This is a genomic window from Pseudomonas sp. NFIX10 (genome assembly GCF_900111955.1).
Lineage (GTDB): Bacteria > Pseudomonadota > Gammaproteobacteria > Pseudomonadales > Pseudomonadaceae > Aquipseudomonas > Aquipseudomonas fluorescens_AA.
Genome location: NZ_FOKH01000001.1, coordinates 338416 through 353955, shown reverse-complemented (window position 1 = coordinate 353955; position 15540 = coordinate 338416). Strand labels below are relative to the sequence as shown.

Here is a 15540-nt window from a genome sequence, read left to right as displayed (position 1 = left end):
CTTCCGTGCCCGTTCTGCGTCTTCCGCTTCTCCCTGCCGCGGCAGGTAAACAGCACTGGGGCAACCTGCCCGGTGCCGCCCTGAGCCTGGCCATCGCCGAGGCTGCCAGCGCTGCAAAGCGTTTTACCCTGCTGCTGACCGCCGACAGCCAAAGCGCCGAACGGTTGGAACAGGAGCTGAGTTTTTTCGCTCCGGATTTGCCGGTCTTGCATTTCCCGGACTGGGAAACCCTGCCCTACGATCTGTTTTCACCGCACCAGGACATCATTTCCCAGCGAATCGCCAGCCTTTATCGGCTGCCGGAGCTCAGTCATGGCGTTTTGGTAGTGCCGATCACCACGGCCCTACATCGCCTGGCCCCGACCCAATTCCTGCTCGGTAGCAGCCTGGTGCTGGACATCGGCCAGAAGCTCGATGTCGAGCAAATGCGCACCCGCCTCGAGGCCAGCGGCTATCGTTGTGTCGACACGGTGTACGAGCACGGCGAGTTCGCGGTGCGTGGCGCCTTGATCGACCTGTTCCCGATGGGCAGCAAACTGCCGTATCGCATCGACCTGTTCGATGACGAAATCGAGACCCTGCGCACCTTCGACCCGGAAAACCAGCGCTCCATCGACAAAGTGCAGTCGATCCGCCTGTTGCCGGCCAAGGAATTCCCGCTGCAGAAAGACGCCGTGACCCGTTTCAAGGCGCGCTTTCGCGAGCGCTTCGATGTGGATTTCCGCCGCTGCCCGATCTTCCAGGACCTGAGCAGCGGAATCACCCCCGCCGGCATCGAGTACTACCTGCCGCTGTTTTTCGAAGAAACCTCCACCCTGTTCGATTACCTGCCCCAGGACACCCAGGTGTTTTCCCTGCCGGGCATCGAGCAGGCGGCGGAAAACTTCTGGAATGACGTGCGCAACCGCTACGAAGAGCGTCGCGTCGATCCTTCCCGGCCTTTGTTACCGCCGGCCGAGCTGTTCCTGCCGGTGGAAGACTGCTTTGCCCGCCTCAAGAGCTGGCCACGGGTGGTGGCAAGCCAGCAGGACGTGGAAACCGGCGTTGGCCGTGAGCGCTTCCCGGCCAGAGCATTGCCGGACCTGGCCATCGAAGCCAAGGCCACGCAACCACTGGCGGCACTGGCGGGCTTTCTCGACGCATTCCCCGGTCGCGTCCTGTTCACCGCTGAGTCTGCGGGGCGTCGCGAAGTGCTGTTGGAACTGCTCGAACGCTTGAAGCTGCGGCCGAAGACGGTGGACAGCTGGCCGGACTTCGTCGCCGGCAAGGATCGCCTGGCGATCACCATCGCGCCGTTGAACGACGGCCTGGTCCTGGATGACCCAGCCCTGGCACTGGTGGCGGAAAGTCCTTTGTTCGGCCAGCGCGTCATGCAGCGCCGCCGTCGCGAGAAACGCGCCGACGCCGCCAACGACGCCGTCATCAAGAATCTCACCGAACTGCGCGAAGGCGCGCCGGTGGTGCATATCGACCACGGCGTGGGCCGCTACCTGGGCCTGGCGACCCTGGAAATCGACAACCAGGCCGCCGAGTTCCTGACCCTGGAATACGCCGAGGGCGCCAAGCTCTACGTGCCGGTAGCGAACCTGCACCTGATCGCCCGCTACACCGGCAGCGACGACGCCCTCGCCCCGCTGCATCGCCTGGGCTCGGAAACCTGGCAGAAAGCCAAGCGCAAGGCGGCCGAACAGGTGCGCGACGTGGCTGCCGAACTGCTGGACATTTACGCCCGTCGCGCCGCCCGCGAGGGCTACGCCTTCGCCGATCCGAAAGCCGACTACGAAACCTTCAGCGCCGGTTTCCCGTTCGAAGAAACCGTCGACCAGCAGACCACCATCGAAGCCGTGCGCGCCGACATGCTCGCGCCCAAGCCCATGGACCGGCTGGTATGCGGCGACGTGGGCTTCGGCAAGACCGAAGTGGCAATGCGCGCCGCGTTCATTGCCGTGCACGGTGGCAAGCAGGTGGCGATCCTGGTCCCGACCACCCTGCTCGCCCAGCAGCACTACAACAGTTTCCGCGACCGCTTCGCCGACTGGCCGGTGACCGTGGAAGTGATGAGCCGCTTCAAATCCACCAAGGAAGTGAACGCCGCCGTGGCCGAACTGGCCGAGGGCAAGATCGACATCGTCATCGGCACGCACAAGCTGCTGCAGGACGACGTGAAGATCAAGAACCTGGGGCTGGTGATCATCGACGAGGAACACCGTTTTGGCGTGCGCCAGAAAGAACAGCTCAAGGCCCTGCGCAGCGAAGTCGACATCCTGACCCTGACCGCCACGCCGATCCCCCGCACGCTGAACATGGCGGTGTCGGGCATGCGCGACCTGTCGATCATCGCCACGCCGCCAGCCCGGCGCCTGTCGGTGCGCACCTTTGTCATGGAGCAGAACAAAAGCACCGTCAAGGAAGCCCTGCTGCGTGAGCTGCTGCGTGGTGGCCAGGTCTATTACCTGCACAACGACGTGAAGACCATCGAGAAATGCGCCGCCGACCTGGCCGAACTGGTGCCGGAAGCGCGCATCGGCATCGGCCACGGGCAGATGCGCGAACGTGAACTCGAACAGGTGATGAGCGACTTCTACCACAAGCGCTTCAACGTGCTGATCGCCTCGACCATCATCGAGACCGGCATCGACGTGCCGAGCGCCAACACCATCATCATCGAGCGCGCCGACAAATTCGGCCTGGCCCAGCTGCACCAGTTGCGCGGCCGGGTCGGTCGTAGCCACCACCAGGCCTATGCCTACCTGTTGACGCCACCGCGCCAGCAGATCACCCCGGATGCGGAAAAGCGCCTGGAAGCCATCGCTAACACCCAGGACCTCGGCGCCGGCTTCGTGCTGGCCACCAACGACTTGGAAATCCGTGGCGCCGGCGAATTGCTCGGCGACGGCCAGAGTGGCCAGATCCAGGCCGTCGGCTTCACCCTGTACATGGAAATGCTCGAACGCGCGGTCAAGTCGATCCGCAAGGGCGAACAGCCGAACCTCGATCAACCCCTGGGCGGCGGGCCGGAAATCAATCTGCGAGTGCCGGCGTTGATCCCGGAAGACTACCTGCCGGACGTCCACGCACGACTGATTCTCTACAAACGCATCGCCTCGGCCAGCGACGAGGAAGGCCTCAAGGACCTGCAGGTGGAGATGATCGACCGCTTCGGCCTGCTGCCGGAGCCGACCAAGAACCTGGTGCGCACTACGCTGCTCAAGCTCAAGGCCGAGCAACTGGGCATCAAGAAAGTCGATGGCGGCCCCAACGGTGGCCGGATCGAGTTCGAAGCCCAGACCCCGGTCGACCCGCTGGTGCTGATCAAGTTGATCCAAGGCCAGCCCAAACGCTACAAATTCGAAGGGGCCACGATGTTCAAATTCATGGTGCCCATGGAACGCGCGGAAGAGCGTTTCAACACCGTAGAGGCGCTGTTCGAGCGCCTCACTCCGACCACTGCTTGAAGGACGCCCCATGCGCCTGTTTCGCTCACTGACCTTGTTGTTGACCCTGGTCGCTCCCCTGGCGTTTGCCGACGACCTGTATCAGGTTGAAATGATTCTGGTCCGCCAGAACGCGGAGCCGGCGATTATCAGCCGCGCCGCGCCGGAAGACTGGGACGCCGGTGCACAACGCCTCGGCGCGGACAGCCAGCGCACGCCAGCCCTGGGCAACATCGTCGAGAAACTCAGCGCCAGCGGCCAATACACGGTATTGATGCATAAGGCCTGGCAGCAGACACTCGGTGAACAGGGCCGTAAAGTCGCCATCAGCGACGGTGTCGAACAGTTCGGACAATTCCCCATCGAGGGCACCCTGGAACTGAAACTGGGCCGTTTCACCGACGTGGATGCCGATTTCTGGATCAACCAGATCGACGCCAATGGCCTGGTCACCGCCAGCGAGCGCCTCAAACAGCAGAGCCATACCAAAAATGGCCAACTGAATTTCCTCGATAACGGTCACCTCGGCCTGCTGATCAAGATCACCTCGCTGACCGCGCCCGCGCCACGGCAGGCACCTGAAGTCATTCCGGACTGATTGGCGCGCCTATGCCCTCGCCCCTGAGCAAACCCCTGGCACCTTCCTGGGTCAATCGATTCAAGGAACAGAGCTTGGAGCGCGGGCGCCGTTATGCGCTGGAAAACCGCGTCAGGATCGTCGAGGCCGGCGACAGCACCATCACCGCCAGTTGCGAAGGCTCTGGCGGCAACGTCTACCGTCAGACCATTCGCCTTAAAGAGTCAGCCAAGGGCGCGTTGATTCTGCTCGAAGCCGCGTGCTCCTGCCCGGTGCGCATCAACTGCAAGCACTGCGCGGCGGTGTTGCTGCAAGTCCAGGAAACCCTGGCCTACCCGGCCGCCGAAAAAGACGCGCAATTGCTGGAAAAACTCCAGGCCGTGCTGGACAACCGCAGCCCCAAGGCCCCACCGCAAGTGCTGGTGGACAACGTACAACCGGTGCCACGCCTGTGGCTGGCCAGTATCGAGTTCAGCGCCTTCGAGCCACGCAACGGCAAGATGCAACGCTACATCCAGCACCGCGCCGCCTTGTCCTTCAGCTATCTGGACGAGTACGTCAGCGGCCAGCGCAACACCGACGTGCTGATTCGCCAGGAAACCCAGACGTTGCGGATAAAACGCCACACCGACGTGGAACAGTCCTACCGCGAACAGCTGCGAATCCTCGGCTTCAAGGTCGCGACCCGACAAAGCAAGGCCCTGCCGGAAAGCGCTGGCGAACTGTACGAAATGGTCAACGACAGTGCCTGGCTGACGTTCACCCTCAACGACCTGCCGAAACTGCGCACCCAGGGCTGGGAATTGCAGATCGACGAGGACTTCGGCTTCGACCTGACGGCCGTGGACGAGTGGTACGCCACGGTCGAGGAAACACCGGAACGGGATTGGTTCGACCTGGAACTGGGGATCATCGTCAACGGCGAGCGCCTGAGCCTGCTGCCGATCCTGTTGAACCTGATGCGCTCGCACATCGAGTTGTTCAACCCGGAACGCCTGGCCAGGCGCCGGGACGATGAACTGATTCTGGTCAACCTGCCCAACCGTCCAAACTCCGAATTCGGTCCCCAGCAAGTGGCCCTGCCCTATGGCCGGCTGAAACCGGTGCTGGCGACCCTGGGCGAGTTCTACCTGCAAGAACCCGGCACCACCAAACTGCGCCTCAACAGCGCGGACGCCTTGCGCCTGAACCCGCTGCAGGACATGCCACTGACCTGGGAAGGTGGCGAACACATTCGCGGCCTGGCCCAGCGCCTGCGGGACATCAAGGATTACACCACCACCGCGCCGGAAGGGCTGAACGCGACGCTACGGCCTTATCAACTCGAAGGCTTGAGCTGGATGCAGTCACTGCGGCAGCTGGAAGTCGGCGGCATCCTCGCGGACGACATGGGCCTGGGTAAAACCCTACAGACCCTGGCGCACATTCTCAGCGAAAAAAACGCCGGGCGCCTCGATCGCCCGTGCATGGTGGTGATGCCCACCAGCCTGATCCCCAACTGGCTCGACGAGGCCGCTCACTTCACGCCGCAACTCAAGGTACTGGCCCTGTATGGCGCCGGGCGCAAGAAGCATTTCGAACGACTGGCCGATTACGACCTGGTCCTCACCACCTATGCCCTGTTACCCAAGGATGTCGAGCGCCTGGCCGCGCAGCCATTGCACGTGCTGATCCTCGATGAAGCCCAGTACATCAAGAACCCCACCAGCAAAGCCGCCCAGGCCGCCCGCGAGCTGAACGCCCGCCAGCGGCTGTGCCTGTCCGGTACACCCCTGGAAAACCACCTGGGCGAACTGTGGTCGTTGTTTCACTTCCTGCTGCCGGGCTGGCTCGGGGACGTCAAGAGTTTCAACCGCGATTACCGCGTACCGATCGAAAAGCGCGGCAGCGATGTACGACTGCAGCACCTTAACGGTCGGATAAAACCCTTCCTGCTGCGCCGGACCAAGGAACAAGTGGCGACAGAACTGCCGCCCAAGACCGAGATCATCCATTGGGTCGAACTCAGCGACGCCCAGCGGGACGTCTACGAAACCATGCGCCTGGCGATGGACAAGAAGGTCCGCGACGAGATCACTCGCAAAGGCGTGGCCCGCAGCCAGATCATCATTCTCGAGGCGCTGCTCAAGCTGCGCCAGGTGTGTTGCGACCTGCGCCTGATCAACGACGCCACCCTGCCCGCCCGAGGCAGTACCTCGGGCAAGCTCGACAGCCTGATGGAAATGCTCGACGAGCTGTTTGAAGAAGGCCGTCGGGTGCTGCTGTTTTCCCAGTTCACGTCCATGTTGGCGCTGATTGAAGATGAGCTGAAGAAACGCGGCGTCGATTACGCCATCCTGACCGGCCAGACCCGGGACCGTCGCACGCCCGTCAAGGAATTCCAGAGTGGCAAGCGTCAGATCTTTCTGATCAGCCTGAAGGCCGGTGGCGTAGGCCTGAACCTGACCGAGGCCGACACGGTGATTCACTACGACCCGTGGTGGAACCCGGCCACCGAAAACCAGGCTACCGACCGTGCCTACCGCATCGGCCAGGAAAAGCCGGTGTTCGTCTACAAGCTGATAGCCCGAGGCACGGTGGAAGAGAAGATCCAACTGCTGCAAAAGGAAAAGTCCGACCTCGCGGCCGGCGTGCTGGACGGACGCGTGGCCGGAGATTGGAAATTGCAGAGCGACGATATCGAGGCGTTGTTCGCGCCGCTGCCGGACAAACTGGAAAAGCGCTGACCCCCTTCAATTCTTGTGGGAGCGAGCTTGCTCGCGATAGCGGTGGTTCAATGGGCGCAGATGTCGACTGTGCTGCCGTCATCGCGAGCAAGCTCGCTCCCACAGGGGGAGTTGCGGTGTTCACATAACCCGGGTCCACTACATTGCTCAGCCCTAATCAATCAGCTGGGCAGCCCTCAGCGCGCCGAGCGCCGCCAACCAGCGAGGGTCCTGGCGGTACTCCGTGGAAGCATAGGCCTGGCCGCGCATACGGGCGATCCGCGCCGAAGGCTTGACCTTCAGGCGTTGAGCGGCGCCCAAGGCCAACTCCGCGGCGGCGCGATCATTACACACCAGCCCCATGTCGCAACCCGCCGTCAACGCCGCCTCGATACGACTGGCGGCATCACCGACCACATGCGCGCCGGCCATCGACAGGTCATCACTGAAGATCACACCCTCGAATTGCAACTCGCCGCGCAGGATGTCCTGCAACCAGCGGCGGGAAAAACCCGCTGGATTGGCGTCAACCTGCGGATAGATGACATGGGCCGGCATCACGGCGGCCAGTTGCTTGCTCAGCCTGGCAAACGGTACCAGGTCGTTGGCCCGAATCTGTTCGAGGCTGCGCTCATCGGTCGGAATCGCCACATGGGAATCGGCCTCGGCCCAGCCATGCCCGGGGAAATGCTTGCCGGTGGCTGCCATGCCGGCGGCGCGCATGCCACGGATGAAGGCACCGGCCAGCAACGCCGCACGCTCGGGGTCGCCTTCGAAGGAACGACTGCCGACGACGGCGCTGCGCTGATAATCGAGATCCAGCACCGGGGCAAAACTCAAGTCGAGACCGACCGCCAGCACTTCGGTGGCCATGATCCAGCCGCACTGCTCGGCCAGGTATTCAGCGTTCGGGTTGTCGGCTATCGCCCGCATCGCCGGCAACCGCACAAAGCCCTGGCGCAGCCGCTGAACGCGGCCACCCTCCTGGTCCACCGCCAGTAAAAGGTCGGGACGGATGGCGCGGATCGACGCGCTCAGTTCACGCACTTGCCGCGGATGCTCGATATTGCGGGCAAAAATGATCAGGCCGCCTACTTCTGGCTGGCGCAACAGGTGGCGATCTTCGGCCGTCAGCCAGGTACCGGCGACGTCCACCATCAACGAGCCTTGCAGGCCAGCAGTCATAGCATTTCCTTAATAACGATGAACCCGCGCGGCGACACAGGCATGAGCAAACTGCCAGGCCCAGGGCCCGGCAGGTCACGGTCATGCACTAAAGGATAGAGCGGGCTCGAAACGAGAGTCGACATGGGCGGCTAGCTTAGCGGATGTGGGCAGCCGCGCCCACCCGTGCACTCAAGCCTTGGCCAGCGCCGGCGTCGATTTGCTGCGTGGACGCAGTTGCGCGGCCGCCATGGCCTCATCGGTGACGCCGCTTTCGGCACGCATGCCGGCCGCCAGGAACGGCACCATCAGGCGCATCACCTGCTCGATCGAGGTGTTCACGCCAAAATCGGTTTCAGCGATGGCCCGCAGCGCCTTGATCCCGGACATGCTGAACGCGGCGGCGCCGAGCATGAAGTGCACCCGCCAGAACAACTCGATGGGAGGGATGCGCGGTGCGGCTTCGTTGACCAACAGCATGTAGCGACGGAACACCTTGCCGTACATGTCTTCCAGGTAACGCCGCAGGTGGCCCTGGCTCTGGCTGAAGGCCAGGCCCAGCAGGCGCATGAAAATGGACAGGTCGTTACCGCTGCGCGGTTGCACGACAAGGGCTTGCTCGACCAGGATTTCCAGCAGCTCTTCCAGGGTAGGCTTGACGTCAGGCTTGGCCTGGCGCCGCTCCAGCTCACGATCGAGGCTGAGGCAGAAAGGCCCGAGGAAGCGCGAGAAGACCGCTTGGATCAAAGCCTTTTTCGAGCCGAAGTGATAGTTCACCGCCGCCAGGTTGACCCCGGCCTTGCTGGTGATCAGACGCAATGAGGTTTCGGCGAAACCTTTTTCCGCGAACAACTGCTCGGCAGCATCGAGAATGCGTTCAACGGTTTCCGACTGGGCCATGGTTACTCCGCCTGACAAACACTTGTTTGAAACATACGTTTCAGCCTAGGGGTTGTCAAGCCTGCCGGGGCGTTTTGCGAACGCCCGGTCACGTATTTAACCACACCTTTTCACAGGGGGTAGCCCCGCCCTATCCAACAACCCGACCGACCGTCCAGCGGCCTGTGGAAAAAGGAGGATTGCCAAGTGGCGTTCACTGTATATAATCCCAGTCACTGTATAAAAAGACAGAGCGATCAATATGCTAAAGCTGACGCCACGCCAAGCAGAGATTCTGGCCTTCATCAAACGCTGCCTCGAAGACAACGGCTACCCGCCGACCCGTGCGGAAATCGCCCAGGAACTGGGTTTCAAGTCGCCCAACGCCGCTGAAGAACACCTCAAGGCGCTGGCGCGCAAGGGCGCAATCGAAATGACCCCGGGCGCATCCCGTGGCATTCGTATCCCCGGCTTCGAAGCCAAGGCCGACGAAACCACCCTGCCGATCATCGGCCGGGTCGCGGCGGGCGCACCGATCCTTGCCCAGCAGCACGTCGAGGAATCCTGCAACATCAACCCTTCGTTCTTTCATCCCCGGGCCGACTACCTGCTCCGTGTACACGGCATGAGCATGAAGGACATCGGCATCTTCGACGGAGACCTCCTGGCCGTCCACACCACCCGCGAAGCCCGCAATGGCCAGATCGTGGTGGCGCGAATCGGCGACGAGGTGACTGTCAAGCGCTTCAAGCGCGACGGCAGCAAGGTCTGGCTCATTGCCGAGAACCCGGAGTTCGCCCCCATCGAAGTGAACCTGAAAGATCAGGACCTGGTCATCGAAGGCTTGAGCGTCGGCGTCATTCGCCGCTAAAGGAGGCTTTATGCAGTTCCCTCACACACCACAACACACACAACTTCCGCTGTTCGAGGCATTCATGGCCCAACCGCTGGTTCCAGTCCTGAAAGAGGTCATCGAATCGCCCTGGGGCGTCGAACCCGAGGCCTTCAGCGAACTGTCGTTACGTGGTGCGGCCGGAAACTGCCTGAACCTGCTGGCGCCGATTCTGCGAGAACTCAGCCAGGACCAGGATGCTCGCTGGTTGACGCTGATCGCCCCACCGGCCAGCGTTACCCAGGCCTGGCTGCGGGACGCCGGCCTGAACCGTGAGCGCATCCTGTTGCTGCAACCACGCGGCACCCAAAGCGCCCAACAGTTGACTTGCGAGGCCTTGCGCCTGGGCCGTAGCCACACCGTGGTCAGCTGGCTCAACCCATTGACCACGGCCGCACGGCAACAGTTGATCAGCGCCGCCCGCACCGGGGACGCACAAAGCCTGAATATTCGATTGGGCTAAGACAAACGCGGGGCTTCTCCAAAGTAGAGAAGCCGACCAGCCACACTATTCAAAAAAGCCGACAGACGGGATCAGTGAAGAACCCGCGGCCCCTCTTCCTTGTTGAATTCGCCTTCAACCAGGCGACCTGCCATCTGGACGCCCACGCTCAGCATCGCCTTGGCGACTTCGACGTGTTGGCCCTGGAGGAAAACCTTGGCATCTTCGGAGAAGTTCAAGGTAACCAGAGAACCCTCGTCCTCGGCCCTGCGCAGCTCGATGCGGCCATCAGGAAGTTCGACAATTTCTAGAAAGGACGTAGGCATAAAAGTCTGTTCTCCACGAAAGGCGAGGATTATATAGTCATCGGCCAGGCTCCGCTCGGGATCTTGACCAAGCGTTATCAACGAACGTAACGGGCCGAGGGGAAACTCAGCACTCGTTCAACCCTTCACGAAAGCGTATCGCCAGGCTCTTGAGGTTCTGGCGCCAGCTCTCCAGTTCCTCCCGGCTCAGCTCCTGCTCCGGGTCTTGCTCATCCAGATTGACCGCCACGATCAACGGTTGGGTCACGTCCCCCTTGGGCTTGCGCGGGGCCCGGGGCGGCTCGAACAGCGCCGCATGGGCCGCCAATAGCTTCGCAAGCCAGGTTTCCGGGTTATGCGCCAGTTCGACCATTTCGGCCAGTTCCGGAATCGCGATGGTTTCCAGCACTTCGCGGGTCAACAGCAGCTCGGCCCGCGGGGCATTCGCTTGTGGCAGGCGATAGAAACCGGCGATTTCATGGCACAGCCCCAACAACGCACCGTACAGGTGAAACAGCGCGGACTCACGTCCTGCCTGGAGCAGTGCCGGGGAATTCATCGTACGCCCGTCCTCGGCCCTGGTGAGTGCTTCGAGCGACAGGCCGGCGAAATAGATTTTCTGATTGGTGCGGGTATAGAGTTCGTGGGCCATGGCGGCATCTCCCCAACGAAATGAAAGCTTCACGCAAGTGCGACAGTGTCGTGGATCAACCGAGGCCACTGCAAGCCAAAAACAAAAAGGCCGCATGAAAACCTATGGGTTGTCATGCGGCCTTTTTGTTAGGTCCATGCGGATTTAGCGATTGTAGAGGACGACTGCTGCGCCGCCAGCGGGAGCAAGCTCCCTCGCCACAAGCTCCCCTCCAGACAAGCCCTGGCGATCAGCGCTTGTCTTCAACGGTCCATCTACCGCCATCGTAGTACGCCTTCCAACCGGTCGGTTTGCCGTCGACTTCGGTCTGCACGTACTGCTCCTTGGTCTTGCGGCTGTAGCGAATGACCGCAGGGCGCCCGTCCGGATCCTTCTGCGGTGCCTCACAGAGGAAATGGTACTTCGGATCGATCTCATCCTTGTGCGGGAGGATTTCCATCACCAACGGTGCACGGGTCTCGCGGTTTTTCGGGAACTGGCTGGCTGCCAGGAACAGGCCGGAAGCGCCGTCACGCAAGATATAGGTGTCGTTGACCTTCTCGCACTTGAGCTCCGGCATTTTCACCGGGTCCATCTTCGGTGGCGCCGCATCACCGCTCTTGAGCAGTTTGCGCGTGTTTTTGCAGGTCGGGTTGGTGCAGCCGAAGAACTTGCCGAAACGGCCGGTCTTGAGCTGCATCTCGCTGCCACACTTGTCGCATTCCAGGCTCGGGCCTTCGTAACCCTTGATGCGATAAGTGCCCTCTTCGATCTCGTAGCCTGCACAGTCCGGATTGTTACCGCAGATGTGCAGCTTGCGCTTCTCATCCAGCAGGTAGGCATCCATCGCCGTGCTGCAGATCGGGCAGCGATGCTTGCCACGAAGCACCAGGGATTCCGATTCGCCCTCGTCGTCCGCGGCGATTTCGTCGCCCGGCACCAGGTTGACCGTCGCCTTGCAGCGTTCCTTGGGCGGCAGGCTGTAGCCCGAGCAGCCGAGGAAGACACCGGTCGAGGCGGTACGGATTTGCATCGGACGGCCGCAGGTGAGGCACGGGATGTCGGTCATGACCGGCTGGTTGGCCCGCATGCCGTTGTCCGGGCTCTCCGCCACTTCAAGTTTTTTCTTGAAGTCGCCGTAGAACTCGTCGAGAACGTTTTTCCAGTCACGCTCGCCCTGGGCCACATCGTCGAGGTTCTCTTCCATGCCGGCGGTGAAGCCGTAGTCCATCAGGTTCGAGAAGCTCTCGGACAAACGCTCGGTGACGATGTCACCCATCTTTTCCGAATAGAAACGACGGTTATGCAGCGCCACATAACCGCGGTCCTGGATGGTGGAAATGATGGCGGCGTAGGTCGAAGGACGACCGATGCCACGCTTTTCCATTTCCTTGACCAGGCTGGCTTCGGAGTAACGGGCCGGCGGCTTGGTGAAGTGCTGGGTCGGATCGAGCTTGATCAGCTTCATCACGTCGCCCTGGGCCATGTCCGGCAGGACGTCGTCATCCCCAGGCTTGGTGATTTGCGGCATGACGCGGGTGTAGCCGTCGAACTTCAGGATGCGGCCCTTGGCACGCAACTCGAAGTCACCGGCACCGACGCTGACCGTGGTCGACAGGTATTGCGCCGGCAGCATCTGGCAAGCCAGGAACTGGCGCCAGATCAGCTCGTAGAGACGCTCGGCATCGCGCTCCATGCCCGACAGCTTGCTTGGCTCGGTGTTGGCATCGGACGGACGAATCGCTTCGTGAGCCTCCTGCGCGCCTTCCTTGCTGCTATAGACGTTCGGCGTGTCCGGCAGGTACTTCTTGCCAAACTCGCTTTCTATATAAGTGCGCGCCATCGCCACGGCATCGGCCGACAGGTTGGTCGAGTCGGTACGCATATAGGTGATGTAGCCGGCTTCGTACAGACGCTGGGCCATCATCATGGTTTTCTTCACACCAAAGCCCAGGCGGTTGCTCGCGGCCTGTTGCAGCGTGGAGGTGATGAACGGCGCCGACGGCTTGCTGCTGGTCGGCTTGTCTTCGCGCTTGACGATGCTGTAGCTGGAAGCCTTGAGCTTCTCCAGCGCCGCCATGGCCTGGGCTTCGTTGAGCGGCTTGAAGGCCTCGCCCTTCTCGCGAGCCACATCGAAGCGCACGGTCGCGCCCTTGGTGGTGCCGAGGTCGGCGTGGACTTCCCAGTACTCTTCAGGGATGAACGCGCGGATCTCGCGCTCGCGCTCCACCACCAGCTTCACGGCGACCGACTGTACGCGACCAGCCGACAGGCCACGGGCGATCTTGGCCCACAGCAGTGGCGAGACCATGTAGCCCACCACGCGGTCGAGGAAGCGACGCGCCTGCTGGGCGTTGACCCGATCGATATCCAGCTCGCCTGGCTGGGAGAAGGCTTCCTGGATGGCCTTCTTGGTAATTTCGTTGAACACCACGCGCTTGTAGCGGCTGTCATCCCCACCGATGGCTTCGCGCAGGTGCCAGGCAATGGCTTCCCCTTCGCGGTCCAAGTCCGTCGCGAGATAGATGGTGTCGGCATCCTTGGCGAGCCGGCGCAGCTCTTCGATGACCTTTTCCTTGCCCGGGAGGATCTCGTACTTGGCTTTCCAGCCGTGTTCCGGATCGACCCCCATGCGTGAGACCAGCTGCTTGCGCGCCTTGTCCTTGGGCGACAGCGCCGGCGCTTCACCGGCAGCAGCCTTGCCGCGCTTGGCGGCTGGCTCCTTGCTGGCGCTAGCCGAACCGCTGGTGGGCAGGTCTCGGATATGGCCGATACTCGACTTCACCACGTATTGGTTGCCCAGATACTTGTTGATGGTCTTGGCCTTAGCCGGGGATTCCACAATGACCAGCGATTTGCCCATGGATCAGAAAATTCCTGAATTCTAAAAAGTGAAAGGCGGTTGGCGCCTGACGCGGCACCGCTATATATAGTGGCTGCAAGGTGAGGTCAAGCGCAGGGTGACCCGCAGGTTGGCCTCAAGGCTTGGAAAAAATGCTCTCCTCGGCCTGCACCAAAGCAAAGCGTGGCACCTGTTCGCCGTCAACCTCGACGGACTCCTGGAACATGCTCAAGGGACGCACCCAAAAGCCGTAATCGCCATACAGGGCTTGATAGAACACCACTTCTTCTTCGGTCTCGGAATGCCGCGCGATGCTGAATACGCGGTACTGCGGACCTTTGTAATGCTGGTAGAGCCCAGGTTGTATCGGCATGTCTTGGCCCTCACTCAAATCTTTTCAAAATAAAAACAAAATTTTTCTACTAAACCCGGAAAAAACAAAAACCGGGGCACTTGGCCCCGGCTTCCATCGACGCAACGCTTAGACGCGTTCGAAGACAGTGGCGATGCCCTGGCCGAGGCCAATGCACATTGTGGACACACCGAAGGTGCCGCCATTCTGCTTCATGACGTTGAGCAGCGTGCCGGAGATACGCGCACCGGAGCAACCGAACGGGTGACCCAGGGCGATCGCGCCGCCGTGCAGGTTAACCTTCTCGTTCATCTTGTCGAGCACTTTCAAATCTTTCAGCACGGGCAGGGCCTGTGCGGCGAAAGCTTCGTTGAGCTCGAAGAAGTCGATATCGGCAATCCCCAGGCCTGCGCGCTTCAAGGCTTTCTGCGTGGCCGGTACTGGACCATAGCCCATGATCGCCGGGTCCACACCCGCCACGGCCATCGAACGAATCACCGCCATCGGCTGGATACCCAGGTCCTGGGCACGCTGGGCCGACATCACGATCATGCACGAGGCACCGTCGGTGATCTGCGACGAAGTCCCGGCTGTCACGGTGCCGCCCTTCGGATTGAAGGCCGGCTTGAGGGCCGCCAGGCTTTCCAGGGTGGTTTCCGGACGAATGGTTTCGTCGTAGTCGAACAGTTTCAGGAAACCGTTCTCGTCGTAGCCCTGCATCGGGATGATCTCATCCTTGAACTTGCCCTCAACGGTCGCCTTGTGGGCGAGCTGGTGGGAGCGCACGCCGAAGGCGTCCTGCTGTTCGCGGGTGATGCCGTGCATTTTGCCCAGCATTTCCGCAGTCAGGCCCATCATGCCCGAGGCTTTTGCCGCGTACAGCGACATGTGCGGGTTCGGATCGACGCCGTGCATCATGCTCACGTGGCCCATGTGCTCGACACCACCGACGACGAACACATCACCGTTGCCGGTCATGATCGCCTGGGCGGCGGTGTGCAGTGCGCTCATGGACGAACCGCACAGACGACTGACAGTCTGGCCCGCCGCGGTGTGAGGAATCTGGGTCATCAGCGAGGCCATGCGGGCGATGTTCCAGCCCTGCTCCAGGGTCTGGTTCACACAGCCCCAGATCACGTCTTCGACTTCGTTGGGGTCGACCTTGACGTTGCGCTCCAGCAGCTTGCTGATCAGGTGCGCCGACATGTCTTCGGCGCGGGTGTTGCGGTGCATGCCGCCCTTGGAGCGGCCCATCGGCGTACGACCGAAGTCGACAATCACGACGTCTCTAGGATTCAAGCTCATAAATGTTCTCTC

Annotated in this window: 12 protein-coding genes; 5 read left to right on the top strand and 7 right to left on the bottom strand. The window is 61.7% G+C overall.

Going from position 1 to position 15540, the window contains the following annotated elements:
* Nucleotides 1-5 precede the first annotated feature (5 nt).
* The 3 genes from mfd to BM321_RS01535 are packed head-to-tail and all read left to right on the top strand — an operon-like array spanning nt 6 to nt 6737.
* Nucleotides 6-3455: a transcription-repair coupling factor gene (mfd, locus tag BM321_RS01545; protein ID WP_092441309.1), complete on the top strand. Its 3450-nt coding sequence runs from the start codon at nt 6-8 to the stop codon at nt 3453-3455.
* A gap of 10 nt (nt 3456-3465) precedes the next feature.
* Nucleotides 3466-4032, top strand: a complete 567-nt coding sequence (locus BM321_RS01540) for a CsiV family protein (protein WP_092441308.1) — start codon at nt 3466-3468, stop codon at nt 4030-4032.
* An 11-nt stretch (nt 4033-4043) separates the two neighbouring features.
* Nucleotides 4044-6737: a DEAD/DEAH box helicase gene (locus BM321_RS01535; protein ID WP_072407816.1), complete on the top strand. Its 2694-nt coding sequence runs from the start codon at nt 4044-4046 to the stop codon at nt 6735-6737.
* A gap of 153 nt (nt 6738-6890) precedes the next feature.
* On the opposite strand, the gene nagZ is transcribed toward BM321_RS01535, so the two are convergent.
* On the bottom strand, nt 6891-7889 hold the full coding sequence (nagZ, locus tag BM321_RS01525; protein WP_175534883.1) for a beta-N-acetylhexosaminidase: 999 nt from the start codon (nt 7887-7889) through the stop codon (nt 6891-6893).
* Between the two features lie 183 nt (nt 7890-8072).
* Nucleotides 8073-8780: a TetR/AcrR family transcriptional regulator gene (locus BM321_RS01520; RefSeq protein ID WP_013692622.1), complete on the bottom strand. Its 708-nt coding sequence runs from the start codon at nt 8778-8780 to the stop codon at nt 8073-8075.
* Between the two features lie 241 nt (nt 8781-9021).
* Between BM321_RS01520 and lexA the strand changes: the two genes are divergently transcribed.
* Both lexA and sulA read left to right on the top strand, forming a co-directional pair.
* Nucleotides 9022-9630: a transcriptional repressor LexA gene (gene lexA, locus BM321_RS01515; protein WP_003199651.1), complete on the top strand. Its 609-nt coding sequence runs from the start codon at nt 9022-9024 to the stop codon at nt 9628-9630.
* Nucleotides 9631-9640: 10 nt separating this feature from the next.
* Nucleotides 9641-10114: an SOS-induced cell division inhibitor SulA gene (sulA, locus tag BM321_RS01510; protein ID WP_060738408.1), complete on the top strand. Its 474-nt coding sequence runs from the start codon at nt 9641-9643 to the stop codon at nt 10112-10114.
* Nucleotides 10115-10185: 71 nt separating this feature from the next.
* On the opposite strand, the gene BM321_RS01505 is transcribed toward sulA, so the two are convergent.
* The 5 genes from BM321_RS01505 to fadA all read right to left on the bottom strand — a co-directional run bounded on the left by BM321_RS01505 (nt 10186) and on the right by fadA (nt 15528).
* On the bottom strand, nt 10186-10419 hold the full coding sequence (locus tag BM321_RS01505) for a hypothetical protein (protein WP_003183419.1): 234 nt from the start codon (nt 10417-10419) through the stop codon (nt 10186-10188).
* Between the two features lie 106 nt (nt 10420-10525).
* Nucleotides 10526-11050, bottom strand: coding sequence for a DUF6586 family protein (locus BM321_RS01500; RefSeq protein WP_092441305.1), 525 nt, complete (start codon nt 11048-11050; stop codon nt 10526-10528).
* 229 nt (nt 11051-11279) lie between these two features.
* Nucleotides 11280-13892, bottom strand: a complete 2613-nt coding sequence (gene topA / locus BM321_RS01495) for a type I DNA topoisomerase (protein WP_092441304.1) — start codon at nt 13890-13892, stop codon at nt 11280-11282.
* Between the two features lie 115 nt (nt 13893-14007).
* Nucleotides 14008-14244, bottom strand: a complete 237-nt coding sequence (locus tag BM321_RS01490) for a DUF1653 domain-containing protein (RefSeq protein ID WP_025212748.1) — start codon at nt 14242-14244, stop codon at nt 14008-14010.
* 108 nt (nt 14245-14352) lie between these two features.
* Complete coding sequence (gene fadA / locus BM321_RS01485) at nt 14353-15528, bottom strand: acetyl-CoA C-acyltransferase FadA (protein WP_024618393.1); 1176 nt, start codon at nt 15526-15528, stop codon at nt 14353-14355.
* Nucleotides 15529-15540: the final 12 nt, after the last annotated feature.

Coding starts and splice junctions, on each gene's coding strand:
- BM321_RS01540 (WP_092441308.1), top strand. CDS start 3,466: ATGCGCCTGTTTCGCTCACTGACCTTGTTGTTGACCCTGGTCGCTCCC.
- BM321_RS01535 (WP_072407816.1), top strand. CDS start 4,044: ATGCCCTCGCCCCTGAGCAAACCCCTGGCACCTTCCTGGGTCAATCGA.
- BM321_RS01520 (WP_013692622.1), bottom strand. CDS start 8,780: ATGGCCCAGTCGGAAACCGTTGAACGCATTCTCGATGCTGCCGAGCAG.
- lexA (WP_003199651.1), top strand. CDS start 9,022: ATGCTAAAGCTGACGCCACGCCAAGCAGAGATTCTGGCCTTCATCAAA.
- sulA (WP_060738408.1), top strand. CDS start 9,641: ATGCAGTTCCCTCACACACCACAACACACACAACTTCCGCTGTTCGAG.
- BM321_RS01505 (WP_003183419.1), bottom strand. CDS start 10,419: ATGCCTACGTCCTTTCTAGAAATTGTCGAACTTCCTGATGGCCGCATC.
- BM321_RS01500 (WP_092441305.1), bottom strand. CDS start 11,050: ATGGCCCACGAACTCTATACCCGCACCAATCAGAAAATCTATTTCGCC.
- topA (WP_092441304.1), bottom strand. CDS start 13,892: ATGGGCAAATCGCTGGTCATTGTGGAATCCCCGGCTAAGGCCAAGACC.
- BM321_RS01490 (WP_025212748.1), bottom strand. CDS start 14,244: ATGCCGATACAACCTGGGCTCTACCAGCATTACAAAGGTCCGCAGTAC.
- fadA (WP_024618393.1), bottom strand. CDS start 15,528: ATGAGCTTGAATCCTAGAGACGTCGTGATTGTCGACTTCGGTCGTACG.